The following is an 18188-nucleotide window of genomic DNA, read 5'->3' as shown; positions in this document are numbered from 1 at the left end:
GGTGTGGTGGTCAGGCTGCGGGTGCGGCTTCGTAGTCGGCGGGGCTGCGGTAGTCGAGGCTGCTGTGGAGTCAGTGCAAGTTGTGCCAGCTTTCGATCCACTCGAAGATCGCGGTGTGGGCGGCGGGCCTGCTCGGCCAGGGCAGGGTGCCGATCAGCTCGTTCTTCAGGGTGGCGAAGAACGACTCGGTCAGCGCGTTGTCCCAGCACTGGCCGGTGCGGTCAACGGATAGCCGGACGCCCAACTGGTCTGTCGGCAGAGTGCGTTCGCGGCTGGTGTAATGGGCGAGTTCACTCGGTCGTTGCAACACCGGGCTGTTGTAGTGAGCGTAGCTGCTCGGCGAAGACCTCGGCGGGGGTCTTCCAACCGAGGATCTTGCGGGGCCGGTTGTTGATCGCGAGGGCAACGGCTTCGAGTTCCTGGGCCGACCACCGGGACAGGTCGGTGCCTTTCGGGAAGTACTGACGTGGCAGTCCGTTGACGCTTCTATGTCAAGCGGCGAGCTGGTGTTGGGTGATGTGGTGCTGCCAGGTAGCTCGATCTTGGATCATGGCGCGGTGGATGACGTCGATCAGATGGCGTTTGAGGATGCGCCGGGCTCCGCGGGCTCCCTTGGTCGGCTCGTGGCGGGCCAGGAGTGCTCGTGCGCCTGGGTGGAATCGCTGCTGGACGATGGACGTCGTGTAGGACACGCTGTTGAGCCGCCGGTTGCCGCCTCGGTGCAGCCGGTAGCGTTCCTTGTCGGAGGAGTAGACCGGGATCGGCGCGGTCCCGGTGTAGCGGGCGAGTTTCGCTGAGCTGGTGAAACGGGTGATGTCGCCGATCTCCGTGAGGAGGACCGCCGCGGAGACGTGGCTGATCCCGGTGATCTCCAGGAGCGCGGGTGCCAGTGGGGTGACCAGTTCCCGGATCGTGTTTTCGAGTCCGCGGACGCGTTTGTTCAGCTCGCCTATCTCCGTGATCATCTCGGTCAGCACCCGGCGGACGTGATCGCTCATGTCCGTGGTGTCCACCAGCGCGGTCAGCGAGGTCATGCCGGGCCGGCGGGTGAGGTCGCCCGGTGTGTGGTCGAGCCAGAGGTGGGTGTATGCCTTGAGCTGGTTGATCACCATGGTGCGGCGTCGGACGAGGTCGGCCCGTGAGTCGACCAGCACGCGCAGCTCGCGCACGCGGTCGTCGATGCGGGGACGGTCCAGGCCGGGGGTGGCGATCGCGGCGTGGGCGACCGCCAGGTGGTGCGGCGACATCACGTACATAGCCGTCGGCACGACGTGGCTCTACCTCGCCACGGTGATCGGCTCACTTCACCTCCTGGGCGAAATAGGCAGCAGTCCGGCCCAGGATCTCGCGCTCCGGCTGCCACTCCTTCTCCGCCTTCAGCAGCCGGGCGTTCTCCGCTCGCAACCGGGCCAGATCCTCGGCCGCGCTCACGCTGCCGTCACGGCCCTCGGGCACGGCCTGGGCCTCGTCCTTGCGTACCCACGTCCGAAGTGACTCCGCTGTAATGCCGAGATCCGCGGCCACCGCCGCGTACGTCCGCTTGCCGGCCGCGGCGCGGTAGAGCGCGACAGCGTCCTTCCTGAACTCCTCCGGATACGGAGACTTGCGTCCCACCTGGACATCCCTCCCTGGACCAGCAAGATCCATTGTCAGGGTGTCCACTCCAAAGAATCAGCCTCAATGAGTCTTCTGGCCCCAGACAGTGATCTTCGAGGCTTGTTGTGAACAAGTCGATTGGCCCCGGTTGCTTTGATCGTGTCTGCCGACGGCGTTCGTCGATCCGGGTCGTTGTCAGTGCCGGCTGGGAGGATCACCGGTATGACACCGTTGCTTCTCACCGACATCGAGCGAGCCGTTCGCAGCAGCTGGAGTGCCGAGACGTGCACGCCTGAGTTCCGATCGCGCTGGAGCCCGGACAACCCGGCCCGGGATCAGTGCGGCGTGACCGCCATGGTCCTCAATGACCTGCTGGGAGGCGAGCTGATCCGGGGAGAGGTCCACGTCAACGGCGAGCGTGTGGACTACCACTGGTGGAACCGCCTGGGCATGTGCCTTGAAATCGACCTCACCCGCGAGCAGTTCGGGCCGGAAGAGACTGTCACCAGAGGTGTTGTCATTCCCCGACCGCCCGTGACCGAGTGGCGCAGACTTCGTGAGGAGTACGAGCTTCTCCGCGATCGAGTCATGGACAGGCTCAACCGGCAGCAGTCGAGGATCCCTGGCGGGTCTTGTCACGGTTCGGCTGACCCCCGGGACCGGTAACCCCTGTGCTGGCCCCAAGTCCCTTGCCCAGTCCTATCGTTGGCCAATGCGCGCACATCCTATTGACCGCCCAGCCGACCTCGACGTGGTCCGTGAGTCCTGTGACCGCGTGGCCGACAACTACGCCCACATGGTGGTGACAACCGGCATGGGCGACATCCGTCGCCATCCCTGGCTCAAGGCGTCGATTGACGCTTTCGCCGACACCGTGGGCGAGCTCGGGCCCGTCCTCGACGTCGGCTGCGGACCCGGCACGGTGACCGCCTACCTCACCGAACGGGGACTCGACGTATCCGGGGTGGACCTCTCTCCCCGCATGATCGAGAACGCGCGCCGTCTACATCCGCAATGCCGCTTCAGCATTGCCTCCGCCACCGAGCTCGACCTCGGTGAAGCCTCCCTTGGCGGCGTCCTGGGGTGGTGGTCACTGTTCAACCTCCCCCGTGATGTCCTTCCCCAGGTCCTCGCCCATTTCGCGCACGCCCTGAAGCCAGGTGGGCACCTCATCGCCGGCACACACGTCGGCGACGAGGACGCGGTGCGCACCGAGGCATACGGAGGCGTGCCCGTCCGTTGGACCACGCACAAGTGGCGGCCGGAGCAGTTCGTGGACCTGATCGTGCAGGCCGGACTGCACCCGGTCGCCGAACTCAGGCTCCCTGCGGATGAGTGGAGCGGGCCGGGTGTGGTCGTCATGGCCAGGCGTCCCGGGTGACGACCGGCGTCCGAAGCGGGACAGGGGCTCCTGCCGGGCTCCGCCTGACGCCGACCGCTAATTTCCGTTCGGATACTCCGAGCGCCGCCAATTGCATCGGATGCGAACTCGCGATGGTCTGTGATTCGACCTGGCGGGATACCGGATTCATCGCCGTGACCAGGTGATTGTGGGTTGTGGATCACGTCGCAGACCCGGTCGTCGCTGGTGAACGTCACCTCGGCGATCCGCGCAGGGGGCATGCCCTGCGCGGAGAGCAGGATCATCTGGGCTCGCCGCCAGGTCACCACCGAGCCTGTGCCCTTGCGGACGATCCGCAGCAGGCGCTGCCCCTCATCGCTGTCGATCTCACGGACCCGTACCGGCTCTGCCACCCGCACAGTCTCACGGGAAGAGAGCGTCCGGAGTGAGAACGGGCGAGTGGGCCGGCGCGTCGTCAGTCCAGGACTTCCCGCAGCCAGGACCGTTCCGCGCGGCTTGTGGCGCGGGCGATGGTGAGCATGCCACGGCGGTAGGGGTCGTCGGTGTCCTCGGCGCCCAGTGGGCGATCGCCGTCGTGGAAGAAGCTCGCGGGCCGTTCCAGGAATTCCAGCCGCCGACGCAGTACCGCGTGCTGGTCAGCGGTGTCGGGCAGTTGGGAGAGGAAGGCCAGGATCGTGAAGTACCGGGTACTGTCGCTGATATCCAGTCCGTCAGCGTCCCGCAGCCGGCGCAGCAGTTCGCGGCGGCCGGCGTCGGTCAGGTGCAGGGTGTGCCGCTGGGCGGCCGAGGCGCCCGGTTCGGTTCGCCGGTCCAGCAGCCCGGCGTTGACCAGCCGGCTGATCGCCGGGTAGAGGCTGCCGTCACTGACCGGCCGTGCATGGCCGGACAAGCGAGCTATCCGGTGGCGCAGTTGATAGCCGTGCAGCGGGCCCTCGGCCAGGAATCCCAGGATCGCGAGTTCGAGCATGATGCTACTCTCGCACATCGAAACGAGGTACCTCGAATCGATGCAGGAGGCGGGGATGACGTATACCGAGGAATGGGTGACCGCGCGGGCACGGGACGCCTACGAACACGGCCGGGCATCGTTCGACATACGGCCCGAACAGACGGCGCTGCTGGTCATCGACATGCAGGACGAATTCGTCCGGCCCGGATGGAGCCCCTATTGGGTGCCCGCGGCCACTCGGATGGCACCCCGGCTGCGGCAGTTGGTCGAGGAATGCCGGGCCGCCTCCGTCCCGGTGATCTGGACCATCTTCGACGACACCCATCTCGGACTGGACCGGCCGCACGCCCTGCGATTCCTCCCACACGCCGACACCGACTGGCGCCGACCCGGCCCTGCCGAGGTATGGGCCCCGATGGACCACCGCCCCGACGAAGCCCTGATCCGCAAGCCCTCCTACGGCGCGTTCTACGACACCCCGCTCGACACGATGCTGCGCAACCTCGCCCGCGACACGGTCATCGTCACGGGAACGCTCACCAACTACTGCTGCGGCGCCACCGCCCGTCAGACATACGAACGTGGCTACAAGGTCGTCGTCGGATCTGACGTCACGGCCACCGACGACGAGGACCGGCAGGAACCAGAACTCGCCGTCCTACGCAAAGGGTTCGCGCTTGTGCTGTCCGCAGAAGAGATCGCGAACCGACTGACCACGGTCACCCCTGCCCCAGAGGAAGGGGACAAGGCGAACGTAGCCTGATGCGGCACTAGGGCCCCGGAAGGCATTGTCCACAGTTCTGCTTCGGCCATTTTCGTGCGCGCCGTACTGACGTTGCGTCATCCGCTGTTAAGAGCAACTCGCACGGCGGGAACCGAGCGTCCGAGAATTCGGGTGCATCTTGCATGCCTTCGCATGCCCCCCTTTCTTAGCGGGTGTCCTTGACCAAGGCACCTCAAGCACGGGGAGATTTTAGACAGTGAAGAGCATCAAGAGATCCGCCGGAATCGCCGCATCCTTGATTTCCGTTCTGGAAGCAACCGCAATCGCGGCACCGGCGGCTTCCGCGACGCCGACCGGGTGCGGCGAGCTGGACAACGGCCAACTGTGCATCACTGGCGGCAAGGTCGGCGTGAACGCCGGAGACTGCATCCGCGGCGTCATGGAGTACAAGGGCACGACCTACGTAACCAAGTGGCGCTGCCCGTGACGGTAGCCTCTCGGGTGCCGCCGGCAACGGCGGCCCCCGAAGCACCGCCTACCAATCCAGGGGAACAGCCGACATGTGGGAAGTAATCCTGTACCTGAACCCAGTCACGGTGTCGGCATTCGTGCTCTTCTGCGCGGTAATCCCCTGGGTGGGTGCTGCGCTTGCAAGCCGAACGCAGGAAGTCATTCCGAAACTGGCGCGCGTGCTCCTGGTCCTCTGTCTGGCGATCATTTATTTCGCTACGCTTATGCCCACTCAACCCCTGGACAGCGGCGGCCCGCGCTACATTTCGTGGGTGCCCGGTGAGGGGCTTTGGGACAACGACCTGTCATCCATGGGCGCTATGGAACACGAAATGTCCCTGCGTCTCCAATTGGCCAATGCGATGATGTTCGTCCCGCTAGGCATCCTGTTGCTCTTCGTCACCCGGCAGCCCCGCCTCGGCCGGACCATCGCGATCTGCCTGGCACTGAGTGTGTCGATCGAGGCAGCGCAGTACGTGATGAACGCCGGCCGCACAGCCGATGTGGACGACGCGCTGTTCAACACCCTCGGCGGCATCATCGGCGGCGTGTTGGCGTTCGTCCCTCGTCGAGTACTGGCCGAGCGATCCGTCGAACCAGGGGTGCTTCCCCTGGCTGATCAGGGCTGAACGCTGGGACCGCGTGACCCCCAGCCCTCGGCGGCCCGCCGAGGGCTGGGGGTCGCCGCGGCCGGGCTTGTCAGCGGGTGGCGCGGAGCATGACGGTGAGCAGCGGGGAGGCCGGTGAGGGCTGGCTTTGCCCGATGTCCTCGTACCCCCACGACCGATAGACCGCGTGGACCTTCCCGTCGCCAGCGCCCTTGTTGACCACGAGTGTCACGTACGGCTCCTCGCGGGTGCGGACAACTGGGCCTTCAGCTGGAGGTGCGCGGGAAGCTGGAGCCGCTGCGGGCGACGCTCGCGGATCGCGGCTGGCTGCACAAACGTCCTGACGGGAAGTTCACCGCGCGCCTGTAGCCGCGTTGTGGGGCACGCTTCCGCCGCGTAACTAAAGGGCTCCCGACGGCAGTTGAGTTTGGTGTGAAAAAAACACCCCTCACGTCGAAGGCCCCGAACGCGGCATGGTCGCCGCGGCCGCCGGCGGCAGCGTCCTCGTCCAGTTCGACGACATCCTAGCCGCGGCCGCGCCGGCACTCGCCGGGCAAGTCCAAGCCGTGGCGTTCGACGCGGACACCGGCCGCCTGGACGTCGCCCCCGACGCCGCCCCGCGCACGGCACGAAGTTGCGCTGGAGCGCGCCGAAGCACATCGCGGCTGCCCGACGAGAGGGTGCGTGGCGCGAACGTCCGCACGCTGCACGTCCTGGCGCCCGCACCCGTGAAGACTGGGCCCGCCACGGCGGCCACCTACCTGGCTCCGCCGACCGTGCCCGCCGCGCCGGTGCAACGACGGACCCCGACGGACGGCTACCGCCGTTCCAACCGAGGTCTCGGACGAGGCCCAGCCGCGGCCGATGACCGTCTGGGCCATCGCCTGGCGCAGCCGGACTGCCTCGGCCGGCTCGCCTGGCACGGGCGGCCGATCAACGGCGACGGGATATGAATGGACGGGCGGTAGGCCGGGGATGACGCCGGGCCAGACGGCGTTCAAAGCCTGCGCGCTCGGGGTGAACACCGGGCCGAGACATCCCAGACCGTGGGGGTCGTGCCATTCCCATCGGGTGAACTTGTGCGGCTCCGCGGTGGTGAGGGTGCCGGTGAAGCTGGCGATCCGGATCACTGCGGTCAGGCGGGGGACACCTTGGGCGGCGTCGGTGAGGATGGTCACCACGGTGGCGCCGGTGGCGTGCAGGCCGGTCTCCTCGGCGAGCTCGCGCACCGCGGTTTCGTCCAGCGGCTCGGCACCCTCGATCTTCCCGCCGGGGAGTTCCCACATGCCGCGTCTGGACCAGCCGAGTAGAACGCGTCCGTGCTCATTGGTGACGACGGCCAGCGCCCCGGCAACGGCGTAGCCGGTGGCCGGCACGGAACGTTCCGTGGCGACCGTGTCCGCGCACGGCCCGCGCAGGACCAGCGCAGCCAGGTCGCCGACGGCGATGTGCTGCACGCTCGTCCATCCGCAGGTGAGGGCGGTGATCTCATCTTCGTTCAGTGCGATGTCCCGCTTCTCGGCGGAGGTGTGCGCGGCCAGCGGGGTGATGACCAGCACCGTGCCGCGCTCGCGCAGTCGGCGCCCGAGAGTGTGCAGGACACGGGTGCGATCGTGCAGAAAGGCCACCGACAGCCGGAAGACCACCAGGTCGTACAGGGTGTCGTCCAGCGGGGCGGGGTCGTCGCGCTCGATGTCCAGATGGAGCCAGCACACGCCCTCGATGTCGGCGTGCTCCTCGCGGGCCCGCGCGATCGCACTGTCCGCGAAGTCGCAGGCATCCACGCGGTAGCCGAGACCGGCGAGGTAGGCGGCCAGCTCCCCGGTTCCGCAGCCCACGTCGAGCACCCGCCCGCCGGCTTCGGGGACGGGGGCGTGCTCCGCGAGGAGTTCCCGCTCGCGCTCGCCGAGCCTTCGGAAGTTCTTGCCGTCGCTGTAGTGCTTTTGCCACTGGTCGCGGACGGTGTACGTCAAAGTGCTGCTCCTCGTACCTGGTGTGGTGGGGTCAGGGGTGTTGTGCGGCGCTGAGGCGGGCCAGGGTGCGTCGGCCGCGCTCGACGAGCTCGGGATCGCCGTGGGAGGCGCCGTAGGAGATGCCGGAGACGGAGTCCAGGACGGACAGGATCGTGAGCTGGGCTTCTTCTTCCGGGGTGAAGGGGCGGCCGTAGCCGTCCAGCACGGCCTGCAGAAGGTCGGGGCGGCCGTGCCAGGAGTCGGACAGCCGAACGAAGTCCCTGATCGCCGGGCCCTCTTCCGACCTCTCGAAGTCGATCACGTACAGGACATCGGCGTCTTCGTCCCATCGCAGATTGCGGAGCTGGAGGTCACCATGTGTGGGGACCGCCTCCAGGGCGGGCAGGTGGGCGGCCTTCTCTGCGGTGCTGCGGATGAACTCTTCGTCGCCGGGCGCGAGGTGAGGCCGGGCTCCGTCCAGGTGCCGCTCCAGCTTCCCGAGGGGCAGGGTGCCGGCGGCCGGGTGCGGTGGAGCGCTGGTGTGGATGGCGGCCGCGAGCTGACCGATGCGGTGGAAGATGTGCCGTTGCTGCTCGGGCGGATAGGTGGCGCCGTGCAGGGACCGGCCTCCCACCGCGGTGAGCACAACCGCCCGCAGTTGCGCGTCGGCAGCCACCAGGCGGGGCGCGGCCGGACCGAGGAAGGGCACCCAGCCGCGGAGCGCGGCGACTTCCCGCTGGTGGAAGCGGTTGTTCTGGTGAATCTTGACGTACCACTCGCCGCATTCGGCGCCGCGCGCCCGCCATACGCGGCTCTCTTCACGCCCCCAGGAGACGTCCGTCCAGTTGGTAATTCGGCCCACCGCGTGCTCGGCGAAGGCGCGCACCTCCTGCGGTACCGTGCCAGGGCTGCGGGGCTCGGGGACCAGGACCAGCCGGTCAGCGGTCGGCGTGTAGGCGATGGCGTCGGCGGGCTCCTGGAAGTGCACGGCCATCCGGGCACCGGCCCGGTAGGCGTCCAGTCCGGCCCGGCAGTATGTGACCATCGGCTGCGGAAGCTTGTCGAGCGCGAACCAGTCCATGGCGTCGCACACTTGGGGCTCCATGACCTTCGGGGTGCCGTCCCAGCGCCGGACCTCGAAGAACACGCCAAGACGGGCGGCCCCGGCGGGGGAGCGGTGGTGCACGGTGACGGCCGCGCGGACATCGGCCGGATCGACGACGATGCCGGCCTCTTCCCGGGTTTCGCGCAGCAGAGCCGTGACCATGTCCTCCCACGGACCGTCCAGGTGCCCGCTGATCAGATGCCAGCATCCCGCCGCGTACACGTCGCCGGCCCGCCTCGACAGCAGCACCTCGGGCCCCGCCGGGCCGTCGCGCAGGGCGATCAAGTGGACGTCGAGCGGCTCGGTGTGCCGCTGGGAGCCGGTCACGCGTCACCGCCGGGACGGCGCGCGAGCAGCACAGTGAACACTGCGTCCTCCTTCAGGACGCCGCCGCGCGCATGGTCCCGCAGTAAATGGAGCGCCTCGGCCTCGAACTCCTGGTGTCGTCCTGCGAACAGGGCGGGGCGGGTGAAGCTCGTGGTGTGCAGGTAGCCGAGGACGTCCTCGGGGGTCCGGGCGCGGGCGACGGGGAAGCGGTGCTCGGCCACGTCGCTGAAGGCCGAGTCGTCGAGGTCTTCCTCGTAGGAGCGCCCCGGTCCGGAGTAGGTGCCGCGGGTGCCCGCGCGCCGGTCTTCTCCGAGTAGGCCTGGATCAGTCCCCGAAGGGCGGCGGTCCAGTCCGCTTCGTGGGTCCATAGGCTGCCGTCTCCCATGATCGCCACGACGGCGTGTGGCGCGGCCATCCGGTCCGCCATGGCCAGGACCTCCGGGCGGGACATCCAGTGGAAGGACCGGCAGCAGGTGATCAAGCTGGGTGCTCGACCGCGCGTGGTAGGGGTGAAGGTGTGCGCTTCGCCGGATGAAGGCGTTCACCGTGCAGGCCCCGCTGACCGGTTCGAGCGCGGTGAGGGCCGTCTCGAGCATGCGCTGGTTCACGTCGACCAGATCAATGTGAGCCAGCTGGTGCAGAACGGGCAGCAGCGCGCGGGGCACCTGTCCGGTGCCGGTGCCGAGGTCCAGCAGGCCGGGGTCGGGCACGCCGTGCTGGGTGGCGGCCAGGAGATGGACTGCCGCGTCCGGCAGGCCGGGGCGGTAGCGGGCATAGTCGTCGGTCTCCGGCCCGAACAGGGCATCGTCCGAGATCGCCACGGAGGCCGACTGGTCGGGGCGGGTCATCGTGAATCTCCAGGAGTGTGCGAAAGCTGCCAAGACCGAGCGCCGTTGTTCTCAGGGCCGGTCTGCTGCTTGCCGTGCTCGCGGGTCACCGCGCCTGCTCGTGACGGGAGGGAGAGGTCTGCCGTGGGGTCGGCACAGCCTCGGCCGTTGGTGGCATCAGCCCGTACTGGGCGGCCTGCGCGGTGAACATGCCCTGGTACAGGCCGCCGTGGGCCATCAGCTCCTCATGGGTGCCGTCTTCGACGACGCACCCGCGGTCGAGGACGTAGATGTGGTCGGCGTTCATGGTCGCGGCGAGCCGGTGGGTGACGAGGACGACCGCGTGTCCTTCCTGAGCCAAGGACCACAGCCCCTGGAAGGCGGCGATCTCCGCGTGCGGATCGAGGGCGCTCGTGGGCTCGTCGACCAGTAGGATCGGCGCGTCGCGGTACAGACTTCGAGCAGTGCCCAGTTTCTGCCACTGTCCGCCCGAGAGCTGAACGCCGCGTTCGTACCCTTTGAAAACGATCGAGTCCCAGCCGTGCGGCAGGCCTTCGATCAAGTCGAGCACGTCCGAGGCATGGGCGGCGTCCCGGACGCGACGCATGTCCCGGGGGCGGTCGCCAGCGCCGATGGCCACGTTCGCGGCGGCGGTCATCTCCCAGCGCGGGAAGTCCTGCGCCAGTACCCCGACCGAGGCGAACACCTGGGCGCGGTCCGCGTCGCGGAGTTCGACCGGCTCGCCCGACTGCCCCTCCCACCACACGCTGCCCTCGGTGGGCAGCAGGAGCCCGGCCAGCACCTTGGTCAAGGTCGTCTTTCCCGAGCCGTTCGCGCCGACCAGGGCCGTCACCGCACCGCGGGGGACCCGCACGCTCACCCCCTTCAGCGAAGGGGAGCCGGCTCCGGGGTAGGTGAAGGACACATCCTCCGTCCGCACTTCCCGCACCGGTGCGGGAAGCGGCGTGCCGGTGCGCGGGATGGCGTTCTCGCCCGCCACCGTGATGGCGTCCTCCGTGTCGGTGAGGAAGAGCAACTCCTCGTAGAGCCGGTTGACCTGCTGCACCAGAGAGGTAAGCCGCGCCGTCGAGGTGCGGATGGCGATCACCGCGGTCCCGCCGACGGCGAGCGGCAGACCACCGGACGCAAGCAGCCACCACAGCACCCCATAGCAGGCCAGCGACGCCAGACCGGCGAAACCGCCCGCGACCAGGTCGGTCGAGGCCTGCGCCTGGGCGAGGCGCCGCTGCTCCGCCTCGGTCTGCCTCGACATCTCCTCATAGCTGGACAGCAGCTTCGTGCCGGCCGCGTGCACACGGATCTCCGCGGCGGCGTGCGGGCGGGTGAGACGGGCCAGCAGGGAGGCGATCGCCCGGCGGTGGTCGACCCAGGTCAGGCGGGAGAGGTACTCGCGGCGCGCGGAGCGGACCGCCCCCCACCCCTTGGGCAGGGCGATGGCTAGCAGCATAGGCAGCAGCGCCCAGTGCAGCGACGCCAACACGACGGCGGCCGCCACCATGCCGATCACCACACTGCCCACGCCCACCGACAGCCGGAGCATGTTGCGGGCGGAGTCGGTGCCGAACTTCCCCGCCTCCAGGACCCGCTGGATCTCCGGCCGCTCGGTCGCCTCCACCTCGACCTGGGTAACGGCCGTGTAGTACCGGGCGGAGACCGCCCGCTCCACCTGGGGCTCCAGCCGGCCCGACATGGCCGTCGACCACGCCGACAACACCGCGGTCGCCACGGCTGTGACAGCGAGCACAGCCAGCGACGGCAGCGCCTCGCGGAGCTTGTCCCTGGTCGGACCATCGGCGAACAGCTCGGTGAGGACGCTGTTGACCGCCACCAGCCCCCAGGCGGCCGTCACACCTTGCCCGAGCTGGGCCGCCACGACCCCGCCGAGTGCTCGCCGGTCCGTCTGCCAGCCGGTGCGGAGCACCATGGCCACCATGCGGGGCAGCGCCGCGGCCATGCGCCCGAAGCCAAGCCGGGTCAGAGGGCCTTCGTGGCGGACGAAGGACTGGTCGTAGCGGAGCCGACCGCCGTACAGCTCCCGCTCCGCGTCCGAGACGCTGTCTGTGACTCCGGCCTTCGACGGGCTCACGGCTTCGTCGCCGCCTGGTTTGACTTGCGTCAATGTTCCCCCTCATCGGATGTGATGGTGGCGTCGGCGTGTTCAACGACGCAGCGCGCTTTCGAGCACCTGTTCCTTTCGGACGGGTTGCGCGCCCTGTGATTCAGGGGCATTCCGAAGGTGCGCAGTGCACCGACCCTTGCCGCGCAAGAGCGCCGCGTTGTTGGCGGGTTGGCCGAAACGCCGACGTTCGTTCGCTGCGGCAGCACGCGGTCAGGAAGAGCTTCCGCTGGGTGCCTCGTCCGGCTCGCCCGGGACCGCTGGTTCTCCTCGTAGGCGACCAGCGGGACAAGCGCGCCCCCTGTCTCGGCCATGGCCGCCATTGCCCGGACGGGGGTCACGGCGCAAAGTCTGTAGTCGGGCGACATTGCAGCGCTCGCGGAGAGACGCGAGCTATTGGGTGCATCGCAGGGGAGACGGCGTCGGCGCGGGCCACGGCCTGATCCAGCAGGCCCGCGTTGAGCACACTCTCACGGCGGAAGTCACTGTCCGCCAGATCGCTGCCCAACAGACTCCAGCTGCCGGTGCAGCATTCGCCTACGATCGTGACCCGGCCGCTTGCCGGGTGCCGTGGCAACCAGGAGACCGGGTTGGACCCGATGAATCCGGTGCCGCCGCTGACCCGCAGCCCGCTGCTCACAACTGCTCCACGGTGGCAGCAGCGGTCAGGCGGGCGGCCAGGTGGCCCCGGCAGTCCAGCACGAAAGTGGAGCGGGCGGCCACCTGGTCGTAGTCGAAGACCTCGTGGTCGGTCAGCAGCACCACGGCGTCCGCAGCGGCCAGCTCGTCGTCCGTCGCGAACACCAGCCGTACGCCGTCGAGCGCGGCCGAGGCGGCGGCCGGGTCCACGAAGGGGTCCGTCGCGCTGACCTTCGCGCCGCTGGCCGCCAGCAGACGGGCCGCTTCCAGCGCCGGGGACTTACGCAGGTCGCCGCTGCCAGGCTTGTAGGCCGGGCCCAACAGCAGCACCCGTGCGCCATCGAGCGACCGGCCTCGTGAGGTGAGGTGTTGTCCCAGCCGGTTCACCACGTAGGCGGGACGGGCACCGTTGATCTGCGCGGCGAGGTCGATCAGGCGCGAGCCCTGGCCGCGGGCCTGAGTCGACTCGCGAAGCTGCTGGAGAACACCTTCAGGGCTGTGAACATCGCGCTGGTCAACGAACTGGCGGAGGTGGCCCGCGATACCGGTCTGAACCTGCGCGAGGCGGTGGAAGCGGCGTCGACCAAGCCGTTCGGGTTCATGCGCTTCGACCCCGGCCCCGGCATCGGGGGCCACTGCCTGCGGATCGACCCGGTGTACCTGTCGTGGTGGGCGTCCGCCTCCTCGCACCGGCCCACCGGCACGACGCGCTCGACCAGCGCACCATAGAAGGCGGCGGTGCGCTCCAGCGACGCCGCGTCGATGCCGCTGACGATCTTCGGTGTCGTCGCCAGTGTCCACCTCCGGTTGCCCGGGTCGATCCGTTCGGGACTGAACCCCAGGGCGAACTGGCTTCCCATCCGCAGCCCGGAGACCTTCTCGAGCACCGAGCCCAGGACGGTCCGGGTCGTGCCCGGGTAGCTGGTTGGACTCCAGCACCACCAACGCCCCCTCGCGCAGGTAGCGGCCCACGGTCCGGCCGGCCGCGATCACGTACGACAGGTCGGGGACGCCCTCATGCAGCGGCGTCGGCACCGCGATCACCGCCACGTCGAACCCGGCCGCGTCGTCCGGCGTCGCGGTGGGCTGGTAGGTGCCGTCACGCAGCAGAGGACCCAACTGTGCCGCGGTGATGTCCTCGACCGGCGAACTGCCGCAGGCCAGGGACGCTGCCCGTTGCGCATCGGTGTCGAGCCCCACCACGCGATGGCCCATCTGGGCGGCGCGTAACGCCAGCGGAAGGCCCACGTAGTCCTGGCCGACCACCACGACCCGCAAGGAAGTCACATCCGCGGGACAGTCGGCCTCCCGCACAACTGGCCCGGCCTCCACCGGTGTTCGCATAGCCGCCGGTGTGGACGTAGTGAACATCAGGTGCTCCTCGACATCGAAGAAGGGATGCGTGGCCGGTGGAAGTACCGCTGAGACTCGCCACATGGCGGGCCTCCTCTGCGCGGTGTGAGGCGGTCGTACGGCTGACCGAGGCCATCAGCGCCGCGGCCGGTGGCGTACGGGCCCGGGGTGGCCGTGACCGGTAGGGGGAATCAGTCATTCTGCGCGACCGCGGAACCCGGCAGCAGCATGGCCAGGGACGTCGCACTGACAGCCCCGGCCGACCGGCGGCTTACTTGTACTGCTGGTACGGGATGAGCTGCCGAAGCTGAGCGACGCTGAGGGCCGGGTCGGTGGCGTGGATGGTGGCCATGCCGAGCTTCTGGGCCGGCACGAGGTTGCCCTGGGTGTCGTCGACGAAAACGCACGCTGATGCCGGAAGTCCGAGCAGTTCCACGGTCAGTTCGTAGATCTCCGGATCCGGCTTGCGCATCCGGTGCTGCTCGGAGAGGACGACGATGTCGTGAGCGGTCTCCAGGTCCCACGCCTTGTAGGGGTTGTGCGGGGTCATGCCCATGGAGTTGGACAGGACCGCGGTGCGGACTCCCGCAGCGCGGATTTCCGCGGCGGCGGTGACCACGGTCTCCTCCGGGCGCAGGGTCGCCAGTGCCCGGCCCATGAGGTTGGTGCCGTCGATCCCCAGGAGGGCGGCAATTCCGGTGTTCCACTCCTCTTGGGAGATGTCGCCGCGTTCGAGCTGCGCGTAGAGGTGGCGGCCGGCGGGGTCGACAGCGACGGCATGGCGGTAGGTGTCGTCCGGCAGTCCGATCTCGCGGGCGAAGCAGAGGGCGGTGTCGTCCTTGGGCGTGGTGAGTACGCCGCCGAAGTCGAAAATTACGGCAGCGTACGGGCCCCCGCGTACGGAGGAGCGCGGGCTGATGGCAGAAGGATGAGTCACGAGGCACTCCTGTTGAGGGGACGTTCGACGAGCACGTGGGTGTCGGCGTCGAGTGCGACGACGCCGGGGGGAAGTTCCCCGGCGCCCTTCGGCCACAGCACGGCAAGCCCATTCGCGCAGCGGAGATCGAAGCCGAGGTGCTGAGGCAGCACAGGGGAAGGGGAACGCCGTCGGGGAGTAGGATCCCCAGGGTGTCGGTGGACTCGGAGGCGGCGGCGACCGCGCGGACCAGGACGTCGAAATCGGCGGAGCGCGGATCGTGCAGGACGAGGGTGGCGGCCCGCCCGTCGCCGGCGGGGGCAACGGGGATGAGTGTGGTCACGATGGCGGCGTTGTCGTACGGGTCCGGCCCGTTCTCCTGGCGTGGGGCAGGGACGGTGGGGGCCGGGCGGACGGTCCGTCGACCTCGAGGACCATGCCCTCGGGGATCTGGTCCAGTGCCGCGGGCACGTTGGTGACACAGGGGATGCCGAGTTCGCGCGCGATGATCGCTGTATGCGACAGGGGGCCACCGGTGGTCGACACTACGGCGGCCGGACCGCCGAGCAGCGCAGCGGCCGCCTCGAGGCCGAGGGCGCGGCAGATCAGAACGGCACCCTCTGGTGGCGTCTCGGGCCCAAGGCGGGCGGCCGGGCTGCCGGTGGCGATACCTGGCACAGCGGCCAGACCGCCCCAGCCTCCGGCCGGGGGCGTGGATGCGGTCGCGTCTTTGACCGGCCGGGCCAGCGGGCGAGCCTGGAGGACCGTGGGCCCGTCGGTGGTGATGGCCCACTCAATGTCGATCTGCTCCAAGCTCAGCGCCTGGGCTGCGCCTACGGCGAGGTGGAGCAGGTCCTCTCGCTGGTCCGGGAGGAGAACCTGCTGCTTCGCCCACTCGGCGGGAGTTCGCAGGTGCAGTACACCGGCGCAGGACCCGGCGATCTTCGCGCGCAACATAGCGCGCCCGGTAGTCGGCGCGGTGGTCCATTCCCCGGGCGGCAGTTCGAGCTCTTCACGAGTGCCGGGCAAGGGAAGGAACGCCTGAGAGGAGGGGACTACGGAGTCAGTGACCGGGCCGCGGCCGATGTGGATCTCTCCGGTCTGCGTACCGCTGACCAGTGGCCCGGCCAGACCGCGCACCGCCTCGATCCGCCAGCCCACACACGCCCCGGCCCTCACAACGGCGGCCAGAACACCGGCGAGAGCGGGGCGCAGAACGGGCTGGACAAGCACTGCGAGTTCACCGTCGGGGGCCAGGCCGCGCGCGGCGGCGTACTGGGCGACGACCGGCGAGCTCGCGGAGGCGCGGACCTCACGGAGCGCCTCAAGGACCCGGCCCGCGGTGCACGGCGTGACGACCGAGGTGTACAGACCGGCGAAGGACGCGGTGGCGCCGTCCTCGCCGGGCGCGGAGGAGCGCGCGATCAGCCCGGACGGGGCGCGGCACTCCGCCCAGGTCAGTACCTCCTCCACTACCCCGGCCAGTCACCGTCGGTGACGCCGGTGGGGATGACGACGCTGTCCGGCACGGGAAGACCGGCGCGCTGAAGTCGGCCGAGGGCGGCGGCCTTGGCGCCGGCGTGCAACGAGGCGCACCTCATGAGGGGGAGCAGGATGCTCACGCGGCAGCTCCAGCGGCCAGGATGTCGGAGGTGGCCAGGGTTGCCGGGTCGAGGCCCTGGGTCTGGCACCAGCGGCGGACGGCGGAGAGATAGGAGTGGCGCAGGACCTTGCGGCGCTCCTCGCTGTCGCAGGCCCACGTCAGGATCGTCACGATGGCCCGTACGCGAGCGACGGCATCCCGATCGCCAGCGGCGGCGAGCAGCGCGGCGGCCTCCCATGCCTCGCGCAGCGCGGTGGTGCGCGCCCGGGCGGCTGTGATCTGCCGGAACTCCGCCCCAGGTCCGAACTCGCGGCGAGAGCCTGCACGAGGGCGGCCGCCTGTGCGGGGTCCTCGTATGGCATGGCGCGTGCGGCGGGTGTCCCTTCGCCGTAGAGCGTGCCGATGCGGGAGGCGAGATCAGCGGCCGCGGTTCCCAGTTCGGCTCCGCCCCGGACGGACAGCGCGGCCTCGACGACTTCTTGGTGCGCGGCGAGCAGATGCCCGGTTTCCGCTGGTATGGACAGGGCCAGCAGGCACGCCCGGGCCCGTTCTTGGCCGCCGAACAGCCGGGTGAGGAGGGACTCCCACTGGGGCTCGGGGAGCAGCCAGTTCACGATGTGCGTCGACATCACCGGTAAGAACGCCGCGGTCGCCTCGGCCAGCGCTGTGCCGGCCGTTGCCGCGGAGCCGTCGGCGAGGGCCTTCTCGGCGCGCACGAGCGCGGCGGCCGTCCGCTCGCGGCGGCCGTCCGCTCGCGGTGGCCGACCGCCCGGGTGACGAAGGCCTGCGTCCGGGCGGGATCGGAGAGATGGTCGGCCAGACGGCGGACCAGGTGGTCGTGGACGCTGCGGTCCAGGAGGGTGCTGGCGGGCCGGGAGATCTCGTAGTCCTGGACGACGAGGTCGCGCCACAGGGTGTCCATCGTCAGAGGCCTCCGTGCTTCATGCCGCGGGCGGGGCGGCGGCGCGGGCGGGGGAATGTGGTGTGAATGCGCCTTGGATCGGAGCGGTATATGGAAGGCTCGACGGCCGGATGAAGGGCCCCACGGGCGGCCTCACGGGATCGAGTGATAGGACTGCCCCCGCGCATGAGCGACAAGAAGGCCAAGGAGTCCACAGCCAGCTCGTTCGTCTTCCGGCTGACTGACGACGGGTGGCGGCTCGGGCTGATCTGGCACCCGCGGCTGGAGTGCTGGATGCTCTCCGGCGGCCATGTCGAGAACTGGGAGAACGCCGCCGAGGCGGCGCTGCGGGAGAACAGCGAGGAGACCGGCTGGAGGACCCGCTTGGTGGCCGGCCCGTCGAGCGAGTTGCCCGCCGGGGCTGGTGCCCGCACCGTGGTGGGTCCAGGAGCTGACGGTGAGCCCCGACAACCACACGCGGCAGCCGCATATCCACATCGACCACCTCTTCCTGGCCGTCGCCGAGGGCGTGGGACCGGTGTCGGAGCCGGTGCACGAGGTGCGCTGGTTCACGGCCGCCGAGATCGCCGAGCAGCCCGATATCGCGGAGGACCTGCGGGTCCAGGCCAAGGACCTGTTCGGGCGCGTCGCCGAAGCCTCGACGCGCTGACCGCCGGC

General features: G+C 69.4%; 19 protein-coding genes and 8 pseudogenes. 8 read left to right on the top strand and 19 right to left on the bottom strand.

The window, feature by feature from the left end; translation table 11 throughout:
- Positions 1-70 precede the first annotated feature (70 nt).
- From FRZ03_RS28220 to FRZ03_RS28205, 4 genes and pseudogenes are all read right to left on the bottom strand, one after another.
- The gene (locus FRZ03_RS28220) at positions 71-310 is read right to left on the bottom strand and encodes an integrase core domain-containing protein (RefSeq protein WP_146467932.1); all 240 of its coding nucleotides are present in this window, start codon (positions 308-310) and stop codon (positions 71-73) included.
- A pseudogene (locus FRZ03_RS28215) lies at positions 291-491 on the bottom strand (transposase); the annotation flags it as partial. The pseudogene FRZ03_RS28215 and the gene FRZ03_RS28220, both read right to left, overlap by 20 nt.
- Positions 492-1268: a transposase gene (locus FRZ03_RS28210; protein ID WP_222443419.1), complete on the bottom strand. Its 777-nt coding sequence runs from the start codon at positions 1266-1268 to the stop codon at positions 492-494.
- A 17-nt stretch (positions 1269-1285) separates the two neighbouring features.
- Positions 1286-1614: pseudogene (locus FRZ03_RS28205) on the bottom strand (transposase); the annotation flags it as partial.
- A 204-nt stretch (positions 1615-1818) separates the two neighbouring features.
- Here FRZ03_RS28205 and FRZ03_RS28200 point away from each other — a divergent pair.
- Both FRZ03_RS28200 and FRZ03_RS28195 read left to right on the top strand, forming a co-directional pair.
- A complete protein-coding gene (locus FRZ03_RS28200) occupies positions 1819-2262 on the top strand; it encodes a YunG family protein (RefSeq protein ID WP_146467930.1) in 444 nt (147 codons plus the stop codon).
- Positions 2263-2308: 46 nt separating this feature from the next.
- On the top strand, positions 2309-2977 hold the full coding sequence (locus FRZ03_RS28195; RefSeq protein WP_146467929.1) for a class I SAM-dependent methyltransferase: 669 nt from the start codon (positions 2309-2311) through the stop codon (positions 2975-2977).
- 158 nt (positions 2978-3135) lie between these two features.
- On the opposite strand, the pseudogene FRZ03_RS41040 reads toward FRZ03_RS28195, so the two are convergent.
- Positions 3136-3351: pseudogene (locus FRZ03_RS41040) on the bottom strand (helix-turn-helix domain-containing protein); the annotation flags it as partial.
- Between the two features lie 62 nt (positions 3352-3413).
- Entirely contained in the window at positions 3414-3926 is a 513-nt protein-coding gene (locus FRZ03_RS28185; RefSeq protein WP_186785659.1) for a PadR family transcriptional regulator, read from the bottom strand.
- A 55-nt stretch (positions 3927-3981) separates the two neighbouring features.
- On the opposite strand from FRZ03_RS28185, the gene FRZ03_RS28180 reads away from it, so the two are divergent.
- The 3 genes from FRZ03_RS28180 (at position 3982) to FRZ03_RS28170 (ending at position 5771) form a co-directional block, all read left to right on the top strand.
- Positions 3982-4671 carry a cysteine hydrolase family protein gene (locus FRZ03_RS28180; protein ID WP_146467927.1) on the top strand — a complete coding sequence of 230 codons (690 nt, stop codon included), beginning with the start codon at positions 3982-3984 and terminating at the stop codon, positions 4669-4671.
- A gap of 217 nt (positions 4672-4888) precedes the next feature.
- On the top strand, positions 4889-5119 hold the full coding sequence (locus FRZ03_RS28175; RefSeq protein ID WP_146467926.1) for a hypothetical protein: 231 nt from the start codon (positions 4889-4891) through the stop codon (positions 5117-5119).
- Positions 5120-5192: 73 nt separating this feature from the next.
- On the top strand, positions 5193-5771 hold the full coding sequence (locus FRZ03_RS28170) for a VanZ family protein (protein ID WP_146467925.1): 579 nt from the start codon (positions 5193-5195) through the stop codon (positions 5769-5771).
- Positions 5772-5841: 70 nt separating this feature from the next.
- Here FRZ03_RS28170 and FRZ03_RS28165 read toward each other — a convergent pair.
- From FRZ03_RS28165 to FRZ03_RS39415, 6 genes and pseudogenes are all read right to left on the bottom strand, one after another.
- A pseudogene (locus FRZ03_RS28165) lies at positions 5842-6000 on the bottom strand (GNAT family N-acetyltransferase); the annotation flags it as partial.
- 274 nt (positions 6001-6274) lie between these two features.
- Positions 6275-7723, bottom strand: coding sequence for a bifunctional class I SAM-dependent methyltransferase/NUDIX hydrolase (locus tag FRZ03_RS28155; RefSeq protein WP_261399376.1), 1449 nt, complete (start codon positions 7721-7723; stop codon positions 6275-6277).
- A gap of 31 nt (positions 7724-7754) precedes the next feature.
- Positions 7755-9134, bottom strand: coding sequence for a phosphotransferase (locus tag FRZ03_RS28150; protein WP_146467924.1), 1380 nt, complete (start codon positions 9132-9134; stop codon positions 7755-7757).
- Complete coding sequence (locus FRZ03_RS28145) at positions 9131-9982, bottom strand: class I SAM-dependent methyltransferase (RefSeq protein WP_261399375.1); 852 nt, start codon at positions 9980-9982, stop codon at positions 9131-9133. Before FRZ03_RS28145 ends, FRZ03_RS28150 begins: the two co-directional genes overlap by 4 nt.
- An 85-nt stretch (positions 9983-10067) precedes the next feature.
- Positions 10068-12068 carry an ABC transporter ATP-binding protein gene (locus FRZ03_RS28140; RefSeq protein WP_186785652.1) on the bottom strand — a complete coding sequence of 667 codons (2001 nt, stop codon included), beginning with the start codon at positions 12066-12068 and terminating at the stop codon, positions 10068-10070.
- 666 nt (positions 12069-12734) lie between these two features.
- Positions 12735-13049, bottom strand: a pseudogene (locus tag FRZ03_RS39415) (UDP-glucose/GDP-mannose dehydrogenase family protein); the annotation flags it as partial.
- A gap of 147 nt (positions 13050-13196) precedes the next feature.
- Here FRZ03_RS39415 and FRZ03_RS39410 point away from each other — a divergent pair.
- A pseudogene (locus FRZ03_RS39410) lies at positions 13197-13406 on the top strand (nucleotide sugar dehydrogenase); the annotation flags it as partial.
- Between the two features lie 303 nt (positions 13407-13709).
- On the opposite strand, the pseudogene FRZ03_RS40625 reads toward FRZ03_RS39410, so the two are convergent.
- The 7 genes and pseudogenes from FRZ03_RS40625 to FRZ03_RS28105 form a co-directional block, all read right to left on the bottom strand.
- Positions 13710-13952: pseudogene (locus FRZ03_RS40625) on the bottom strand (nucleotide sugar dehydrogenase); the annotation flags it as partial.
- Positions 13953-14361: 409 nt separating this feature from the next.
- Positions 14362-15027, bottom strand: a complete 666-nt coding sequence (locus tag FRZ03_RS28120; RefSeq protein ID WP_146467920.1) for an HAD family hydrolase — start codon at positions 15025-15027, stop codon at positions 14362-14364.
- A gap of 318 nt (positions 15028-15345) precedes the next feature.
- Positions 15346-16479: a PEP/pyruvate-binding domain-containing protein gene (locus FRZ03_RS28115; protein ID WP_146467919.1), complete on the bottom strand. Its 1134-nt coding sequence runs from the start codon at positions 16477-16479 to the stop codon at positions 15346-15348.
- Positions 16479-16628 (bottom strand): hypothetical protein, encoded by a 150-nt coding sequence (locus tag FRZ03_RS39405; RefSeq protein ID WP_186785650.1) that lies wholly within the window; start codon positions 16626-16628, stop codon positions 16479-16481. The genes FRZ03_RS28115 and FRZ03_RS39405 overlap by 1 nt, the downstream gene beginning before the upstream one ends.
- On the bottom strand, positions 16625-16780 hold the full coding sequence (locus FRZ03_RS39400; protein WP_186785649.1) for a hypothetical protein: 156 nt from the start codon (positions 16778-16780) through the stop codon (positions 16625-16627). The genes FRZ03_RS39405 and FRZ03_RS39400 overlap by 4 nt, the downstream gene beginning before the upstream one ends.
- A complete protein-coding gene (locus tag FRZ03_RS28110) occupies positions 16777-17238 on the bottom strand; it encodes a hypothetical protein (RefSeq protein WP_146467918.1) in 462 nt (153 codons plus the stop codon). Before FRZ03_RS28110 ends, FRZ03_RS39400 begins: the two co-directional genes overlap by 4 nt.
- Positions 17238-17531, bottom strand: a complete 294-nt coding sequence (locus FRZ03_RS28105) for a hypothetical protein (RefSeq protein ID WP_146467917.1) — start codon at positions 17529-17531, stop codon at positions 17238-17240. Before FRZ03_RS28105 ends, FRZ03_RS28110 begins: the two co-directional genes overlap by 1 nt.
- 165 nt (positions 17532-17696) lie before the next feature.
- Between FRZ03_RS28105 and FRZ03_RS41035 the strand changes: the two are divergent.
- Positions 17697-17840, top strand: a pseudogene (locus FRZ03_RS41035) (NUDIX hydrolase); the annotation flags it as partial.
- Between the two features lie 127 nt (positions 17841-17967).
- Positions 17968-18180: an NUDIX hydrolase gene (locus tag FRZ03_RS40620; protein ID WP_261399379.1), complete on the top strand. Its 213-nt coding sequence runs from the start codon at positions 17968-17970 to the stop codon at positions 18178-18180.
- Positions 18181-18188 lie beyond the last annotated feature (8 nt).

Source organism: Streptomyces misionensis (assembly GCF_007896895.1).
In the GTDB taxonomy this organism is placed as follows: domain Bacteria; phylum Actinomycetota; class Actinomycetes; order Streptomycetales; family Streptomycetaceae; genus Streptomyces; species Streptomyces misionensis_A.
This window is presented reverse-complemented; position numbering and strand designations above follow the sequence as displayed.

Coding starts and splice junctions, on each gene's coding strand:
- FRZ03_RS28145 (WP_261399375.1), bottom strand. CDS start 9,982: ATGACCCGCCCCGACCAGTCGGCCTCCGTGGCGATCTCGGACGATGCC.
- FRZ03_RS28110 (WP_146467918.1), bottom strand. CDS start 17,238: ATGTCGACGCACATCGTGAACTGGCTGCTCCCCGAGCCCCAGTGGGAG.
- FRZ03_RS28200 (WP_146467930.1), top strand. CDS start 1,819: ATGACACCGTTGCTTCTCACCGACATCGAGCGAGCCGTTCGCAGCAGC.
- FRZ03_RS28185 (WP_186785659.1), bottom strand. CDS start 3,926: ATGCTCGAACTCGCGATCCTGGGATTCCTGGCCGAGGGCCCGCTGCAC.
- FRZ03_RS28105 (WP_146467917.1), bottom strand. CDS start 17,531: ATGGACACCCTGTGGCGCGACCTCGTCGTCCAGGACTACGAGATCTCC.
- FRZ03_RS28195 (WP_146467929.1), top strand. CDS start 2,309: ATGCGCGCACATCCTATTGACCGCCCAGCCGACCTCGACGTGGTCCGT.
- FRZ03_RS28170 (WP_146467925.1), top strand. CDS start 5,193: ATGTGGGAAGTAATCCTGTACCTGAACCCAGTCACGGTGTCGGCATTC.
- FRZ03_RS28180 (WP_146467927.1), top strand. CDS start 3,982: ATGACGTATACCGAGGAATGGGTGACCGCGCGGGCACGGGACGCCTAC.